Below are 16022 nucleotides of genomic sequence, written 5' to 3'. Positions count from 1 at the left end.
TGTTGATTATGGTCAGCATAATGAACAGCTCTTTACAGACCGGAAAATGCCTTACGACGTACCATTCGCTTCACAGGAACCCTTTTCCTTTGAGGAACCAGAGCCATGACGGACATCACTGAAACCAAAAGCGCGAAGCTCGCGCGCTTCGTCGTCAATACGACCTATGACGACCTGCCCCGCCCCATTGCCGAAAAAGCCGTAAGGCACATCCTCGACAGCATCGGAGCGGGCATTGCGGGCGCAATCGCGCCCGAACCCCAGCTTCTTCTCAAAACCCTTCGAGAAGCGGGCGAAGGCGAGGGACGGGCCTCTCTCTGGGGTGCCGGCGAAACGGTTTCCCCTCTGAACGCCGCGCTCATCAACGGCACGGCTTCTCACGCCTTCGAGCTTGACGACACGGGCGGGTGCGACCATTCGGGCGCTGTCGTCGTTCCGGCGGCCGTGGCCGCTGCCGAACTCTCCGGGCGCAAGGTGACGGGCCGGGAATTCATTACCGCCGTCGTTCTCGGCTACGACGTGGCCCGCCGGGCGCTTGAAGCCTGCGGCGCATATGAAGCGCATAACGGCGCGGGCTTCCATTCAACCGGCACGTGCGGCCCCTTCGGCGCCACCGCGGCAGCCGCAAAAATTCTTGAGCTCGATGACCGTCAGACGGAGATGGCTCTGGGGCTCGCAAGCTCCTTTGCAGCCGGGCTCTGGTCCTGCGTCCACGACGGCGCGCAGAATAAGCGCCTTCACGCCGGACACGCCGCCTGGGGCGGCCTCATGAGCGCCGTGCTCGCGAAGCAGGGCTTCACCGGTCCCTCCATGGTCTTCGAAGAGGTCTGGGGCGGCTTCAACAAGAGCTTTGCGCCTAATTCCTCCGACCCCGATGCGTGGCTCAAGGACCTCGGGACGAACTGGAAGCTCGCCCGCGTCTCCATCAAGCCCCACGCTTCCTGCCGCTCGACCCACTCTTCGATCGACGCCGTCGACAATCTGATGGCCAGGCACGGCTTCAGGGCGGATGAGATCAAGGAAATCCTCGTCATCATCAATCCCTTCGTGCACGGCATGTGCGGCAAGTTCGCCATCCACCCGATGAACGCGGCGCAGCTTTCGATTCCCTACAGCGTTGCGGCCGACCTCGTGTTCGGTTCGGCAAGTCTCGCGTCCTTTGCGAGAAGCCGCCGCGAGGATCCGAGAGTTGCAGAGATGATGAAGCGGATCCGCTTTGAAATTGATCCCTCCCAGAAGGACGACGACGAACCCATCGTGCGGGTGACCCTTTCGGACGGCCGCAGCTGGGAGGAACGCGTTCCGATGCCCCTGGGCGCCCCCACGAATCCGGTGACCGACGAGGCGCTCCTCAGAAAATTCCGGTCCGTAACGGAAATGGTGCTGTTTGAAGAGGATTCCGCCGAGCTCGCCCGCCGCCTGATGGCGCTCGACGAGGTGAAGGACTTCCGCACGGAAATCGTGAGCCTTCTCGCAGCCGCTCCGAAGACGCGCGAGCGCTTTGCGGCGTAATCGACTCTAACTTTGAAAAGAAAGGCGGATTGGCCCGGAAAAAGCGGTCAGTCCGCCTTTATTCCATGGGCGGCGGCGGCAGCAACCTCCGCATCAATCAATTCAACGAGCGCCGCACGAGAAGCTTCGTCGTCCCCCGCGCGGAGCGCCGCCAGAAGATCGCGGTCGAGCGAAATGATTTCCGATACGAAGCTTCCCGGAAGGTTGTCTCCGGCTTCGGCAAGCTTCTGCGCGCACTCGGAGAGGAGCGCTGCGGCAAACACCTGTAGCACGCGGTTGCCGCACCCTTCAAGAAAGAGCGAATGAAACGTCTGGTGAATCGAGAGCGCCGCGAGGGGAGCGAGATTCACGCGCTCGAGCTGGTCGAACGTTTCTGAGAGGCGCCCGAGCTGCATCGGGGTCATCCGCTTCACGGTGAGGGAAAGCACCGCGCTCTCAATCAGATCCCGCGCCTCGCTGAATTCCATGGCGTTGAATCCGACCGACTGAATCTGCGAGCCGATGCTTTTGGAGAGATCCTCGGGCTCAGGCGAAACGAGCGTAAGACCGCGCTTCTGGACACGATGAACGACCCCCATTCTCGACAGAATGTCGAGCACGCGGCGCACGCGGTAGCGCGATACATTGAACCGTTCCGCAAGCTTCATCTCGGTATCCATCTTCTGACCTTCCCTGGCCTGAAGCATGAGATGACTGTGAATGTCGCGGAAGAGGCTCTCCTCGTCCATAAAAAGTTCCCTGGTGACTCGAGCGGATGCTCTCAAAGACTGCAATTTTAACGAATTGAGATTATGTCGCTTAATGACGCAAAACTTGCCAATCAAAGGATCCGACTTGTCGACAATTGACGGCAACTAACCTGCTTTTCGTAGAGAACCTCGGTTAGCTCAGCAAACCCTCTATTCTTTGCCCGCCAGACCTTTACGGAGAGGGAGAAATACGCCCACAATCACGCCCGGTATTTTTCTACTTTCCTGTCGTGCGTCCGCATCCGCACACGCATTTTCTGGAGTACTAAGAACATGTCTCTGAAGACCAAAGCCGTCTTTGCAGCCGCTTTCTTCTCTGCCGCCCTCGCCGCCGGCATCGCCAGCGCCGCGACCTACACGGTCGGCACGGGTGCGACCTACCGACCCTTTGAATACGAAACGCCCAATAAGGAACTCGTCGGCTTCGACGTGGACCTCATGAAGGAAATCGCCAAGGCGGGCGGCTTCGAAGTTGAATTCATCAATACGCCGTGGGACGGCATCTTCGCCGGCCTCAACAACGGCGACCGCGACATCATCATGTCGGGCATCACGATCACGGAAAAGCGCAAGCAGGCGGTCGACTTCTCGCATCCCTACTTCCTCGCCCACCAGCTCATCCTCACGAATTCGAACCTCAAGATTTCGAGCCTGAAGGACCTGAAGGGCAAGCTCATTGCCGTGGTCAATGCGTCCGCCGGCGACATTGCCGCCTCGCAGGAATTCGGCAAGGCCTCGACCAACATCCGCCGCTTCGACAACACGCCCCTCGCGCTTGAAGAGCTAGCCAACGGCGGCGTCGACGCGATGATCGGCGACGTGGGCGTTCTGCAGTGGTACGTGAAGCAGAACCCCGAGAAGAAGTTCAACCAGTGCCGCGATCCGGGCTTTGCCGAACAGTACTTCGGCATCGGCGTGAGAAAGGGCAACACGAAGGTTCTGAACGACGTGAACAACGGCCTCGAAAAGGCCATTTCCTCGGGCGCCTACAACAAGGTCTATCAGAAGTGGTTCGGTACGGATGCTCCGAAGCTTCCCCGCTGATTCCCTTAATCTGATGCTTTGAAGGGAAGGATTCTGAAGCCGCCCGATGCATTGAGAAGCGGCTCATCTCCTTTCCTCCCGCTCAAAAGCTTTTTCCAAACCACGTCGGCGTCCTGAAGAAGGGGCGCCGGCGCGTTTCTATAAACGGACCCTCAATGTTTGGTTTTCATTCCGACGTCATCGTTGAATACTGGCCGCTCTTCGTGCACGGCGCCTGGATGACCGTTCAGATCACCGTGATCTGCGTCTTCCTCGGCATGATTCTCGGCACGCTCCTCGGCATGGGGCGCCTCGCCTCGGCGCGCTACGAACCCGCAAAGTCGTTCCTTCACTTCGGCGTGCGCTGGCCGATCGCGGTCTACGTGAGCTTCTTCCGCGGCACCCCGCTATTCGTGCAGATCTTCCTCATGCACTTCGCGGTGCTCCCGATCTTCATCCATCCGGGCGACGGCCTTCTGATCGACGGGGCCCTTGCGCGTGAAATCCGCGCCAACTACGGCGCCATGCTCGCCGGCATCTGCGCGATCACGCTCAATTCCGGCGCCTACATGTGCGAAATCTTCCGCGCCGGCATCCAGTCCCTCGACAAGGGCCAGATGGAGTCCGCCCGCTCGCTCGGCATGACCTACTTCCAGGCGATGCGCAAGATCATCCTGCCGCAGGCCTTCCGCCGGATGCTCCCGGCGCTCGGCAACAACGCGATCGCCATTCTGAAGGATTCGTCCCTCGTCTCGGCGATCGGCCTCGCCGAACTCGCCTACGCCGCCCGTACGGTGGCCGGCGCCTCCGCCCGCTACTGGGAGCCCTACATCACGATTTCCTGCGTCTACTGGGTGATGACGCTTCTTCTCGCCTGGGGCATCCGCCGCCTTGAAGCCAGGCTCGGTCGCGGCGACAACGGTCTTGGGAGCACGTCATGAGTGAAGAAAACAAAAACGCCATCGTCGAGATCAGGAACCTGAAGAAGGCCTTCGGCGATCATGTGGTCTTGGACGGCATCAACCTTTCCGTCCGTCCGGGCGAAAAGGTCGTGGTCCTCGGCCCTTCCGGGTCGGGCAAGTCCACGATGCTCCGCTGCATCAACGAGCTTGAGGTGCCGACCTCGGGCAAGATCTTCGTGAACGGCGTCGAGGTGACGAACCCGAAGACGAATCTCAACAAGGTGCGCGAACATCTCGGCATGGTCTTCCAGCGCTTCAACCTCTGGCCCCACAAGACGGTCGTTGAAAACGTGATGCTCGCGCAGCAGATCGTTCTCAAGGTCGCCGAGGAACCGGCCCGCAGAAAGGCCCTTGACCTCCTGAAGAGCGTCGGGCTCCTTGAAAAGGCGAACGACTATCCGGCAAGCCTCTCGGGCGGCCAGCAGCAGCGCGTTGCAATTGCCCGCGCGCTCGCGATGGAGCCCAAGGTAATGCTCTTTGACGAACCCACCTCGGCGCTCGACCCCGAACTCGTGGGCGAGGTGCTCTCCGTCATGAAGCGCCTCGCAGACTCCGGCATGACGATGATCGTCGTCACGCACGAAATCGGATTCGCCCGCGAGGTCGCCGACCGCGTGGTCTTCATGGACGGCGGCCGCATCGTCGAAGAGGGCGCTCCTGAAGAAATCCTCGTTGCGCCGAAGGAAGAGCGCACGAAATCCTTCCTCGCGCGCGTTCTTTGATAAAGCCTATTCAATAAATCGATATTTTCTATCAACCCGCGGAAACGCCTCTTCGGCTCCGCGGGCTTTTCTTTGCCTGGAACTCCCGCAAGGCTCGTATACATTGGGACGGCGCCGGCCTCAGTCCATTTTTCCTCAGGAAAGGCTTGAATTCGGTAGTCTTTGCTTTCGTTTTCCTTGTCCTTCTCATCCGAAGGACTGATGACTTACGGCTTTCCTTCGCTTAGAGTAAGGAATGCCCAGAATCGAGGGCTTCCCCCTAGGGAAGTACCCCATGAACCCGACCGACAGAGGATTTCTTCGCCTGCCATGACCACCGGCCGTATTCATTCTTACGAAACATTCGGATCCGTCGACGGACCAGGAGTGCGGTTCGTCGTCTTCGTGCAGGGCTGCCGGATGCGCTGCGTCTACTGCCACAATCCGGATACCTGGCGCATTCAGACGGGGCGAATTGTTTCGCCCGATGAAGTCCTCGAACGGGCGCTCCGCTACCGTCCCTACTGGGGCGAAAAGGGCGGCATCACCGTGAGCGGCGGGGAGCCCCTGCTGCAGATGGAGTTCGTGACGGAGCTTTTTGAGAAAGCGAAGCGCGCGGGCGTCTCGACCACAATCGACACGAGCGGACTGCCCTTTACCCGGGAACCCGAAAATCTCGCCGGGTTCGAGCGCCTGCTGGCCGTCACCGACCTCGTGCTTCTCGACATCAAGCACATCCGTCCCGACGCCCACAAGAAGCTCACGGGCTTCACGAACGAGACCATTCTCGACTTCGCGCGCTATCTCTCGGAAAAGAAGAAGCCCGTCTGGATCCGGCACGTGCTCGTGCCCGACTGGACGGACGAGGATGAAGCTCTGAAGGCCCTTTCCGGCTTCATTCAGACGCTCGACAACGTCGAGCGCGTCGAGGTTCTACCCTTTCACAGCTTTGCCGAACCCAAGTGGGAGGCGCTCGGCATTCCCTGCCGCACGAAGGGCCTCCCGCCCCCGACAAAGGAACGCATCCTCAATGCCGAGCGCATTCTCGGATGCGCGGCAAAAAGCCTTTGACCGCCTGTACCGATTTCCCCAGTTTTTTAATTTCTCTTTTTAATTCATAGGAGTTCCACCATGACTGAAGCCTGGCGCACCTTTACGGGCACGCACTGGAAGCGCGACATAAACGTCCGCGACTTCATTCAGAACAACTACACCCCTTATGCGGGCGGAAGCGACTTCCTCGCCGGCCCCACGGAAGCGACTGAGAAGCTCTGGGGACGCCTCTCCGAACTCCAGAAGGAAGAACGCGCGAAGGGCGGCGTCCTCGACATGGAGACCGAAATCGTCTCCTCGATCACTGCCTACCCGGCGGCTTACATTGATCCGGAGCTCAAGGACCTCGAGAAGGTGGTGGGCATCCAGACCGACAAGCCCCTGAAGCGCGCCTTCATGCCCTACGGCGGCATCCGCATGGCTCAGGAAGCCTGCCGAACCTACGGGTACGAACCCAACGCGAAGTTCGATCAGATCTTCAATGAATACCGCAAGACGCACAACCAGGGCGTCTACGACGCCTATACGCCCGAAATGCGTGCGGCGCGAAAGAATAAGATCATCACGGGGCTTCCCGACACCTACGGGCGCGGCCGCATCGTGGGCGACTACCGCCGCGTCGCGCTCTACGGCATCGACCATCTGATCGCCGAAAAGAAGCGCGATCTGAAGAACTGCGGCTGCGGGATGATGAGCGACGAAGTCATCCGCCAGCGCGAGGAAATCAGCGAACAGATCCGCGCCCTCATGGCGATGAAGGAGCTTGCGAAGAGCTACGGCTTCGACATCTCGAAGCCCGCGGTGAACGCCCGCGAAGCCGTGCAGTGGCTCTATTTCGGCTACCTCGCCGCCATCCGCACGCAGAACGGCGCCGCGATGTCGGTGGGCCGCATCTCGACCTTCCTCGACATCTACCTCGAGCGCGACCTGAAGGAAGGGACGCTCACGGAAACCGAAGCCCAGGAGCTCATCGACCACCTCGTCATGAAGTTCCGCATGGTGAAGTTCGCCCGCATTCCGGAATACAACCAGCTCTTCTCTGGCGACCCGGTCTGGGCGACGCTTGAGATGGCGGGGATCGGCATGGACGGCCGCCCGATGGTGACGAAGACGGACTTCCGCTTCCTCCATACCCTCGAAAACATGGATCCGGCGCCCGAACCCAACCTGACGGTGCTCTACACGAAGGCTCTTCCGGAAGCCTTCCGACGCTATGCCGCGAAGATCTCGTGCCTCACTTCGAGCGTCCAGTACGAGAACGACGACGTCATGCGTCCGGTCTGGGGCGACGACTACTCGATCTGCTGCTGCGTCTCGGCGACCGAAACCGGCAAGGAAATGCAGTTCTTCGGCGCCCGCGCGAACCTCGCCAAGTGCATGCTCTACGCGATCAACGGCGGCGTCGATGAAAAGTCTGGAGCCCAGGTGGGTCCGGCCTATCGTCCGATCACGTCTGAATTCCTCGACTACGACGAGGTCATGGCGCGCTTCGACCCGATGATGGAGTGGCTTGCCGGCATTTACGTGAATACGCTCAACCTCATTCACTACATGCACGACAAGTACTTCTACGAAGCCGCCGAGCTCGCGCTCATCGATACCGACGTCCGCCGCACGTTCGCCACGGGCATCGCCGGCTTCTCGCACGTGGTCGACTCGCTCTGCGCCATCAAGTACGCGAAGGTGAAGCCCATCCGCAACGACAAGGGCGTCGCGGTCGACTTCGAGGTCGAGGGCGACTTCCCGCGCTACGGCAACGACGACGAGCGCGCGGACGAACTCGCCGTGTGGCTCCTCAGAACCTTCATTGAAAAGGTCCGCCACTATCCGACCTACCGTCATTCCGAACCCACGACCTCGATCCTCACGATCACGTCGAACGTGGTCTACGGCAAGGCCACCGGGTCGCTCCCCGACGGCAGAAAGGCGGGCGAACCGCTCTCGCCCGGCGCGAACCCGAGCTACGGCGCGGAAAAGAACGGCCTTCTGGCGTCCCTCAACTCCGTCGCGAAGCTCCCCTACGAGTACGCGCTCGACGGCATCTCCAACACCCAGACGATCAGCCCCGACGCGCTCGGTCACTCGCTTGACGAACGCGCTGAAAACCTGGTCTCCGTGATGGACGGCTACTTCGCCCAGGGCGCGCACCATTTGAACGTCAATGTCTTCGGCACCGACAAGCTGATCGATGCGATGGAGCATCCTGAAAAGCCCGAATACGCGAACTTCACGATCCGCGTCTCGGGCTATGCGGTGAAGTTCATCGACCTCACGCGCGAGCAGCAGCTCGACGTGATTGCGCGCACCTGCCACCGGAAAATGTAATCAACGCCTTCCTTTGATTGGATTACGCAACTTTTTGACGTAATTGGAGCGGGCCGGAATCCTTCCGGCCCGTTATTCTTTTCTGCATCATGAAAAGAATGTTCTCCTCCCGTCCTCTGCTCTCCCGGCGCCGGCTTCTGGGCGGCGCCGCAGTTCTCGCAGCCATTCCGCTCACGGCGACGCTCGCCTCCTGCGCAACGTCGCCGAGGGCGGAGGTCGCCGGCGTGCAGCCCCTGGGGCAGACGTCCTTCGCGGCCTACGCGGCCGAAACCCGAGCCTGGGTAAATGCCCGCCGGAAGTTCGTGTCCGACGACCCGGCGGCGGAACTTCGCTGGAATACGCCCTCGGAGACCCTTCCCGCCGGCGACGCCGTCGGCACCCGCGGCATTCTTCTCATTCACGGACTCGGCGATTCGCCATGGAGCTTCGTTGATCAGGCGAGAACCTACGCGAATGCCGGCTGGCTCGTGCGGACGGTGCTTCTTCCGGGCTGCGGCACGCGGCCCGAAGACATGCTCGAGCCCACGGCCGACGACTGGCGCCGGGTGGTGCGCGAACAGGCCGAAATCCTTGACCGGGACCTGAAGACGCTTCATCCGGGAGAGAAAACTCAGGTCTGGCTCGGAGGCTTCTCGACGGGCTGCAATCTCGCGATTGAATTCGCATCCCGCCATGAATGGATCTCGGGACTCGTCCTCTTTTCGCCCGCAGTGGAGGTGCGCACGCATCTCGCCTTCATGGCGCCGATTCTCGCGCCCTTCATCAACTGGCTGAGGGAACCCGAGGATTCAATGATGGGCGGGCAGACGCCCTTCAGATACACGATCGTTCCCGTTCAGGCGCTTGCCGCCTTCGTCGACACGATGCGAAGCGCCGAGGACGCGCTTCTGCGGAAGCCCTTTGACCGCCCCGCCGTCATCATGATGAGCGAGCACGACTCGGTCGTGAATACGCAGGCGCTTCTGGAAACGTTCCCGAAGCGCTTCACGAACCCGCGCACGCGCATTCTTTGGTACGGGAGTCAGTCAGCCGCGTCGGAACTCTCCGGCAATGACCCGCGGGTCGTCGTGAGAAGCGACTATCTTCCGGATGAAAACATCACGAGCTTCTCGCACATGGGGCTTCTCTATTCCCCGGAGAACCCTCAGTACGGGAAGGAAGGCCTGAACCGCCTCTGCCGGCTGGGCGAAGATCGGACATCCACCACTACCTGCCGCGGCATCCCCGCAAAGGACATCCATTACGGCGCCTGGGGCGACAAGAAGCGTACCGGAGTGACTGCTCGCCTGACGTTCAACCCCTGGTTTACGGATCAGGAGAAGGAGATCCTCTCCGTGATGAACGGCTGAGTCAGAAGTCGGCTCTTGTGAGAACTTCTTTCTCGACCGTATGCTTTTCGATCACCGCCCAATCGGGTTCGAACCCCGTTCCCGGGCGTTCGGATGCGGTGATATGGGCCTCACGGTCGATGAAGGTCGAAGGTGTCACCAGGTCGTCGGCGTAGTAGCGGTCTGAGGACGGAATGTCGTTCGGGTAGACGTAGTTGGGAAGAGTCGCGATGGCAATGTTGTGCCCGCGGGCGACCCCCGCATCCACCATCCCGCCGCACCAGCAGCCGACGTCGTGGCGGGCGGCGAATTCCTGAATGCGGCGCGCTTCCGTGAGGCCGCCCACGCGCGCCACCTTGATGTTGATGACTTTGCAGCTTCCGAGCTCAATCGCGCGCCTTGCGTCATCGACCGAGTCGACGCTTTCGTCAAGACACACGGGCGTGCGGATCGCCGCCTGCAGATGCCGATGGTCGACGATGTCGTCGCTCGCGAGCGGCTGCTCGATCATGAGGAGATCGAGCTCGTCCATCGCGCGGAAGGTGTCGATGTCGTCGAGCGTATAGGCCGAATTCGCGTCCGCCATCAGCATGATGCCGCCGAACTCGCGCCGTGCCGCGCGCAGGTATTCGAGGTCGTAGCCCGGTGCAATCTTGCATTTGACGCGCCGGTAGCCCTGAGCAAGATACTTTTCGATGGTCTTCAGGAGTTCCGCCGGCGACTTTTCAATGCCGAGCGATACGCCGGACTCAATCACATTCTTGGTGCCGCCGAGCGCGCGCCACTCCGGAATACCCTGCTCGCGGCTCCAGAGATCCCAGAGCGCGCAGTCGACCGCGGACCTCGCCATGCGGTTTCTGCGGATCCATGCCGTCTGGTCGAAAAACGCCTCAGGCGACTTGATCTCTTCCGCCCGTAGAAGTTCGGAGAGGAGGAATTCACGGATCACATAGCGCGCGCCCACCGTCGTCTCTTCGTTGTACCAGGGGCGCATGAAGGCCGAGCATTCGCCGAGCCCGAGACGCCCTTCGGCGTCATAGAGCTCGACCAAGAGAAAGTCCTTGACGACGGTCGTGCCGAAGCTCGTGCGGAAGCCCGTCTTGAAGGGGAGCTTCATCTGACGGATGACGGCCTTTTCAATGCGCATGGAAGATGTGTCCTTATGGTCCGAAGAAATGGCGGGGATTCAAAAGCGAAGCATCCGATTACCACGAGGGAACGATCGAGCCCTTGTAGGTCTTCTCAATGAAGGCCTTGATCTCGGGCGAGCGGAAGGATTCAACCGCCTTCAGATAAGCCGGATCCTTTTCCGTGCCCTTCCTCGCCGCAATGATGTTGACGTAGGGGCTCGTTTCGGTCGATTCAACGAAGATCGAGTCCTTCTGGCTGTTGAGACCAGCGCTGATCGCGTAGCCCGCATTGATGATCGCGACGTCCGTGTCGTCAAGCGAGCGCGGCAGAAGCGCGGCTTCAAGCTCCACGAGCTTGATGCCCTTCGGGTTCGCGACGATGTCGTTGGGCGTCAGTTTCGTCGTCGAAACGCCTTCCTTCAGCTTGATCCACCCGAGGCGCGAGAGCTCATAGAGCGCGCGGCCTTCGTTCGTCGGGTCGTTCGGCACCGTCACGGTAGCGCCGTCAGGCACCTCATTCACGCTCTTCCAGCGCTTCGAATAGCCCGCGATCGGCGCGAGATAGGTCTTCGCGATCGCAACCAGATCAGTATTGTTCTTGGAGTTGAAATTGACGAGATAGGGCTCGTGCTGGAAGGCGTTGAGGTCGATGTCGCCCTGCGCGAGCGCGGTGTCGACCGCAATGTAGTCGCCGAAGGTCTTCACGTGAATGGTGAGGCCCTTCTTCGCCGCAACGATCGCCACCTGTTCGGCGATCTCTTCAGAGGACCCCGCCGTCACGCCGAGCGTGATTTCCTTCTTTTCCGGAGCCGCGCCGCCTGCGGCGTCCCCGGCCTTGTCCCCGCACCCGGCGAGAAGCGCCGAGGCAAAGAGAATGGATAGCGTTGAACCAATCAGTGTGCGCCGCTGCATGGGAATCTCCTTGAACCTGATAATGGGAGTTCGTTGTTGATCCATGGATTATGAATTGAGAGGGCAGCACTCACTGCGGCGAAGCCGCTCAGGTATTACAACCGAGATCAGATATTGAGTTGTTTTTTCCTTCCCTGTGGGCCTCTTATTCCGACTTTCCGGCGCTTTGCTGCGCCATTTTTCGACGCAGAAGCCCTTACCATTAAACCTGTGAGAGAAAGAAAGGAGGCTTCCATGAGAAAGCAGAGTCCCGTCGGCAAGGCGCTCGAGCGCATTGTGTTCAACCCGGAAAATCTCAGGATTTCGGTTTATGGGGTAACAGACGGCATCGCACGGTTGTCGAAGGCGGGCGCCGCGGAGGAGGATTTTCTCGTCTTTATCGAAAGCGCTTTGCCTGAGCCCCTGATGTCGAAGGAGAACGAAGCAGTTCGCGCGGCAGCATCCGCCGCTGCAGAAGCCTTCCAGAGAAAAACCAGCATTGACTCCCCTGACTTCGGAAACGCGGGAGATCTTTCCCAGGCCGCCCGGGCGGCGCTTTTTCTCCTTCGGTACGAGTCGCTTCAGGACGACCTCGATACCGCGCGAAGGAACGGCATGGCTGAAGCCTGGAAGGAGCGCTATCACGCAGAAGTTCTGAAGCTCCGCGAGGAAGCGCTGATGCTTCCCTTCGATCTTCCGCTCGATTTCGTTGAGCTTCGGCCTCAGGGGGAACGCCTTCCCCGGATCTGGAAAATCGCCGTCACCGGCGACAAGAGCGAAGATCTTGAACTCGCGCTCGGTATTGCCGAACTCTACGGCGCCCTGGTGCTCAGGGGCGACTGCGACATGAATGCCGGCGGAAAGCCGCTCTTCAAGCCCTCTTCGACCACGGTGCTCATCCGCAGCGACGTTCTTTCTCCGGAGGCGCTTGAAACCCTGATGCTCACGATCGGCATTGCCGCCCGGTGGCTTCTCGCCGTTTCCCCTGTCGACGGGATCTCTCCCGTCGCAGCGGCTGAGCTCAGGCTCCTCCCATGGAAAACACGGCTTCTTCCAAAAGAAGAATATGAAGGCGATGACGCGGACGAGGAGGAAGACAAAGAGGAGGAAGATCCGGATGCGCCGTTTTCGGGGAGCCCCTCGGAAAAGCTCAATCACGACCCGTTCACGAATCCGATTCGATTGAAGCTCATCGATCCGGCAAAGTTTGATGCGAAGCCGAGCCTCATGAGGCGCTTCTCAGGTCCCGGCTACCTTGCACTGAAGATCGGGTTGAATCTCTACCTTGACGAAAAATCCGGCTTCTGGCCGAGCGTCAACCGCTTGCTCAAAGAATAAGCCGCGCCGCGAAAAATAATCTTCGCAGCGCGGCCCAGAGTCCTCAAAGAAGCCTCCCTGAGGAGGATTCTTGAGAGCGACGGTTACTTCGCGGCTTCAGCTGCAGCCTTGCCGGCAATGCGGCCGAAGACGATGATGTCCGTGTAGGCATTGCCGCCCAAGCGGTTCGTGCCGTGCGTAACGCCCGTCACTTCGCCCGCAGCCCAGAGGCCCGGAATCACCTTGCCGTCAGCAGTGAGGGCTTCGGCCTTCTCGTTGATCCGGACGCCGCCCATGGTGTGGTGCACCGAGGGAACGGCCTTGATCACGTAGTACTTGCCCTGGCTTATGTCGACGAGGCCCGCACGATGGTGGAAGTCCTTGTCGTTGCCCTTGCCCGCCATGGAGGTGACGCGGTCAACCGTGCCCTTCAGCGAGTCGTACGGGATCTTCGTGAAGTCGGCGATGCACTTCAGGTCGTCGCAGGTGGCCATGATGCCCTGCTTCGTGAAGGCATCGTATTCCGTCGGATGTTCCTTGACGGTGTTCGAGACTGCACCGATCTTGTCGTTCCAGAGCACCCAGCAGTAGTTGCCCGTCTGCGCGAGGATGGCTTCGGAGAGGACGTCGCGGCGACCGAGCTCCTCGACGAAGCGTTTGCCTTCCTGGTTCAGCATGATGGCGCCGTCAAAGCGCGCATCCGCGATCAGCTCGATCACGCCCGAAATCGGGTCGCAGATCGGGTAGGTCTGGATGTACTGCATGTTGACGAGCTCGGCGCCCGCACGCTGAGCCATGTAGAGGGCTTCACCCGTGGTGCCCGGAGCATCGGTCGTCTTGAAGCGCGAATCGATCTTCGGGTTGTAGTGCTCGACCATCTTCGGATTCGCGCCGAAGCCGCCGGTCGCAAGAACCACGCCGCCCTTCGCATTGAAGGTGTATTCGGCGCCGTCCATCGTGGCCTTGACGCCCACAACGCGGCCGTTCCTATCCTTGACGAGCTCCTCGGCCTTCATGTTGGTGATGACCGGAATGCCGAGCTCGTCGGCCTTCGCCTGGAACTTCGAAATGAATTCCGTGCCGGTATGGCCCACCGGAATCAGAGCGCGCTTGCGGCTGTGGCCGCCGAAGAAGAAGAGGTTGTCGGGCTCGAAGCGCACGCCCAGATAGTCGCGGCACCAGAGCGCAGCGTCGAGGGCGTTGCCCGTCATGACGTTGATCACCTTCAGGTCGCCCTTCTTGTCGCCGCCCAGGTACGTGTCCTTCGCATGGAGTTCAGGCGAATCGTCCGTGATGCCGAGAACGGGCTGCACCCAGTTCCTCGCGGCATTCATCTCCGCGCCAGAAATGAGGGAGTTGCCGCCGACGGCAGGCATCTTTTCAAGGAGCACGACGGAGGCGCCCGCATTCTTCGCTTCAATGGCGGCCGAGAAGCCCGCACCGCCCGCGCCGATCACGACGACGTCATAGGTCGAGTTCTTCGGGAGGTCCCTGGCGATTTTCTTCAGCGCCTTCTGGTCGGCCTTGCCGAGCGTCACGCCCGCCTTTTTGGCGGCGTCCGCCACAGCGGCAAGCAGCCCCTTCGACGAGAAGGTGGCGCCCGAGATCACGTCAACGTCGACGGAATTCGTCTGCTGAACGAGGTCCTTCAGGTCCGTATAGACCTTCTTCGCGAGAACCGGGTTTTCCTGTTCCTTGACGACCTTGATGTTCTGGATCCTGCCGTTGTCGAAAGTGACGGCAACGGTCACGTCGCCGTGCTTGCCCACACCGGTGCCTTCGGTCGTCACCGGAGCAGCGGAGGCCGCAGCGGCAAAGATAGAGCAGACGATGCCGGCAATCAGTTGTATTTTCATGTTTCTCTCCTTATTCGAATGAGCCTGCTCCCTGAGTCAGGCTGAAAGGCCATGCCGGATTTCGTACGTCCGGAAAAGACCAGCCGTCTTCTCCCGAAGGTCAGATATGACGCATTGCCTTCCTTATAGTCCTTCGTCGCGGAAATCGGGAAAATTCCACTATTTTCTTGAGAGACATCAATGAATTGGGAGCCTTGAATGCGTGAAAACCCGAAGTTTGCGGAAAGAATTTCGCCTTCCATGCATTCAATCTGATGGACGCAGCCATTCGCAGCGAAATCTCGGTGCAGTACGTAAACAGGCTTTGCCTGATCTCTGGACCACCCACTGCATCGAACGCGGCAGTTTCACGGCATATGCTCCGCTCGGCCTGAAGACCGTGCTCGCTATTCCACGACCGCTTGACAGGAATAGACTCAGTGCCCGACGGCACCAGGCCGGCCACGCCGCCGGCTGCAGCTATAAGGCGCTCGACTAACTCCCTGCCCGCAGCATCGCTCCTAAGCTCGCGCGTTACCATACTCCGGAGCTGGGCAAACGTGGGTAGCCCAGAGATCAGGGCGAGGAGGACGTCAACGCGAGGACAGTCATTGCGTTAATCGTTGAGGCAAAGAGAAAACACTGGCCAAATACGGAAATGTTTACAGGCCAAATACGGAAGTAAATTTTGGCCGAATGAGGAAACATGTTGTCGCACCAACGCGGATGCTGCCTACAATCTCTTGAGAAATCATATATTTAACTATCATACTCGTGTTGTCGATTCTCTACTCCGAAGAAAGCTGTAAACCATTGGCGCTAAGCTCATAGAAGACCCGAAACTTTGCGGCAAATCGACTACCGCAACGATGCAGGCCAAGAGCGTTCTCTTTGTGGAACCCGATCGAACGCTGCAGCTCGCCGCGCTGAACCCGAAGCTGCTTCTCGAAGGAGAGGAAGTCAAATGTCCTCCATGCCGCAGGCTTCGTAACGAACGGCGTATTTGCGGTATTCAGGATTCTGCGAGAGGAACGCAAAAGACTTTTGCTTCAGGAGATCCAGGTCGATATTCGATTTGCGGCGCTTGACCTCTCCAACGGAAAATCTCGGCTTGGTTGGGGTATAACTCCCCAACCAGGGGTCAAGCCAGCCTCATCAAGGGCTTGAGAGCGGCTTCAGGAGAATCGTAGAGTCCT

Annotated in this window: 12 protein-coding genes; 8 read left to right on the top strand and 4 right to left on the bottom strand. The window is 59.9% G+C overall.

Features of this window, described 5'->3' with window-relative positions; translation table 11 throughout:
• Nucleotides 1–105: 105 nt before the first annotated feature.
• Complete coding sequence (locus tag GBM95_RS02990) at nucleotides 106–1512, top strand: MmgE/PrpD family protein (RefSeq protein WP_152157724.1); 1407 nt, start codon at nucleotides 106–108, stop codon at nucleotides 1510–1512.
• Between the two features lie 47 nt (nucleotides 1513–1559).
• Here GBM95_RS02990 and GBM95_RS02985 read toward each other — a convergent pair whose 3' ends face one another.
• Complete coding sequence (locus GBM95_RS02985) at nucleotides 1560–2240, bottom strand: FadR/GntR family transcriptional regulator (protein ID WP_152157723.1); 681 nt, start codon at nucleotides 2238–2240, stop codon at nucleotides 1560–1562.
• Between the two features lie 294 nt (nucleotides 2241–2534).
• On the opposite strand from GBM95_RS02985, the gene GBM95_RS02980 reads away from it, so the two are divergent.
• The 6 genes from GBM95_RS02980 (at nucleotide 2535) to GBM95_RS02955 (ending at nucleotide 9674) form a co-directional block, all read left to right on the top strand.
• Entirely contained in the window at nucleotides 2535–3305 is a 771-nt protein-coding gene (locus tag GBM95_RS02980; protein WP_152157722.1) for a basic amino acid ABC transporter substrate-binding protein, read from the top strand.
• Nucleotides 3306–3460: 155 nt separating this feature from the next.
• Nucleotides 3461–4225 (top strand): amino acid ABC transporter permease, encoded by a 765-nt coding sequence (locus tag GBM95_RS02975; RefSeq protein ID WP_152157721.1) that lies wholly within the window; start codon nucleotides 3461–3463, stop codon nucleotides 4223–4225.
• On the top strand, nucleotides 4222–4968 hold the full coding sequence (locus tag GBM95_RS02970) for an amino acid ABC transporter ATP-binding protein (protein WP_152157720.1): 747 nt from the start codon (nucleotides 4222–4224) through the stop codon (nucleotides 4966–4968). Before GBM95_RS02975 ends, GBM95_RS02970 begins: the two co-directional genes overlap by 4 nt.
• A gap of 309 nt (nucleotides 4969–5277) precedes the next feature.
• On the top strand, nucleotides 5278–6018 hold the full coding sequence (gene pflA / locus GBM95_RS02965) for a pyruvate formate-lyase-activating protein (RefSeq protein ID WP_152157719.1): 741 nt from the start codon (nucleotides 5278–5280) through the stop codon (nucleotides 6016–6018).
• Between the two features lie 60 nt (nucleotides 6019–6078).
• Nucleotides 6079–8325, top strand: coding sequence for a formate C-acetyltransferase (gene pflB / locus GBM95_RS02960; RefSeq protein ID WP_152157718.1), 2247 nt, complete (start codon nucleotides 6079–6081; stop codon nucleotides 8323–8325).
• A gap of 98 nt (nucleotides 8326–8423) precedes the next feature.
• Nucleotides 8424–9674, top strand: coding sequence for an alpha/beta hydrolase (locus tag GBM95_RS02955; protein WP_226963131.1), 1251 nt, complete (start codon nucleotides 8424–8426; stop codon nucleotides 9672–9674).
• Nucleotide 9675: 1 nt separating this feature from the next.
• Here GBM95_RS02955 and menC read toward each other — a convergent pair whose 3' ends face one another.
• Complete coding sequence (gene menC / locus GBM95_RS02950; protein ID WP_152157716.1) at nucleotides 9676–10800, bottom strand: o-succinylbenzoate synthase; 1125 nt, start codon at nucleotides 10798–10800, stop codon at nucleotides 9676–9678.
• Between the two features lie 58 nt (nucleotides 10801–10858).
• Nucleotides 10859–11695, bottom strand: a complete 837-nt coding sequence (locus GBM95_RS02945; protein ID WP_152157715.1) for a MetQ/NlpA family ABC transporter substrate-binding protein — start codon at nucleotides 11693–11695, stop codon at nucleotides 10859–10861.
• 234 nt (nucleotides 11696–11929) lie between these two features.
• Here GBM95_RS02945 and GBM95_RS02940 point away from each other — a divergent pair, with 234 nt between their 5' ends.
• A complete protein-coding gene (locus tag GBM95_RS02940) occupies nucleotides 11930–13012 on the top strand; it encodes a hypothetical protein (RefSeq protein ID WP_152157714.1) in 1083 nt (360 codons plus the stop codon).
• Between the two features lie 83 nt (nucleotides 13013–13095).
• Here the strand turns inward: GBM95_RS02940 and GBM95_RS02935 are convergent, their stop codons facing one another.
• Complete coding sequence (locus GBM95_RS02935) at nucleotides 13096–14847, bottom strand: flavocytochrome c (protein ID WP_152157713.1); 1752 nt, start codon at nucleotides 14845–14847, stop codon at nucleotides 13096–13098.
• Nucleotides 14848–16022 lie beyond the last annotated feature (1175 nt).

Origin of the sequence: Sutterella seckii, assembly GCF_009183815.1 — a bacterium.
GTDB lineage: Bacteria > Pseudomonadota > Gammaproteobacteria > Burkholderiales > Burkholderiaceae_F > Sutterella > Sutterella seckii.
The sequence above is the reverse complement of the archived record's forward strand: the minus strand, read 5'-3'. Positions and strand labels throughout refer to the sequence as shown.

What these genes read in the sequence shown, in the direction of transcription:
- GBM95_RS02990 (WP_152157724.1), top strand. Translation starts at nt 106, where the DNA reads ATGACGGACATCACTGAAACCAAAAGCGCGAAGCTCGCGCGCTTCGTC.
- GBM95_RS02985 (WP_152157723.1), bottom strand. Translation starts at nt 2,240, where the DNA reads ATGGACGAGGAGAGCCTCTTCCGCGACATTCACAGTCATCTCATGCTT.
- GBM95_RS02980 (WP_152157722.1), top strand. Translation starts at nt 2,535, where the DNA reads ATGTCTCTGAAGACCAAAGCCGTCTTTGCAGCCGCTTTCTTCTCTGCC.
- GBM95_RS02975 (WP_152157721.1), top strand. Translation starts at nt 3,461, where the DNA reads ATGTTTGGTTTTCATTCCGACGTCATCGTTGAATACTGGCCGCTCTTC.
- GBM95_RS02970 (WP_152157720.1), top strand. Translation starts at nt 4,222, where the DNA reads ATGAGTGAAGAAAACAAAAACGCCATCGTCGAGATCAGGAACCTGAAG.
- pflA (WP_152157719.1), top strand. Translation starts at nt 5,278, where the DNA reads ATGACCACCGGCCGTATTCATTCTTACGAAACATTCGGATCCGTCGAC.
- pflB (WP_152157718.1), top strand. Translation starts at nt 6,079, where the DNA reads ATGACTGAAGCCTGGCGCACCTTTACGGGCACGCACTGGAAGCGCGAC.
- GBM95_RS02955 (WP_226963131.1), top strand. Translation starts at nt 8,424, where the DNA reads ATGTTCTCCTCCCGTCCTCTGCTCTCCCGGCGCCGGCTTCTGGGCGGC.
- menC (WP_152157716.1), bottom strand. Translation starts at nt 10,800, where the DNA reads ATGCGCATTGAAAAGGCCGTCATCCGTCAGATGAAGCTCCCCTTCAAG.
- GBM95_RS02945 (WP_152157715.1), bottom strand. Translation starts at nt 11,695, where the DNA reads ATGCAGCGGCGCACACTGATTGGTTCAACGCTATCCATTCTCTTTGCC.
- GBM95_RS02940 (WP_152157714.1), top strand. Translation starts at nt 11,930, where the DNA reads ATGAGAAAGCAGAGTCCCGTCGGCAAGGCGCTCGAGCGCATTGTGTTC.
- GBM95_RS02935 (WP_152157713.1), bottom strand. Translation starts at nt 14,847, where the DNA reads ATGAAAATACAACTGATTGCCGGCATCGTCTGCTCTATCTTTGCCGCT.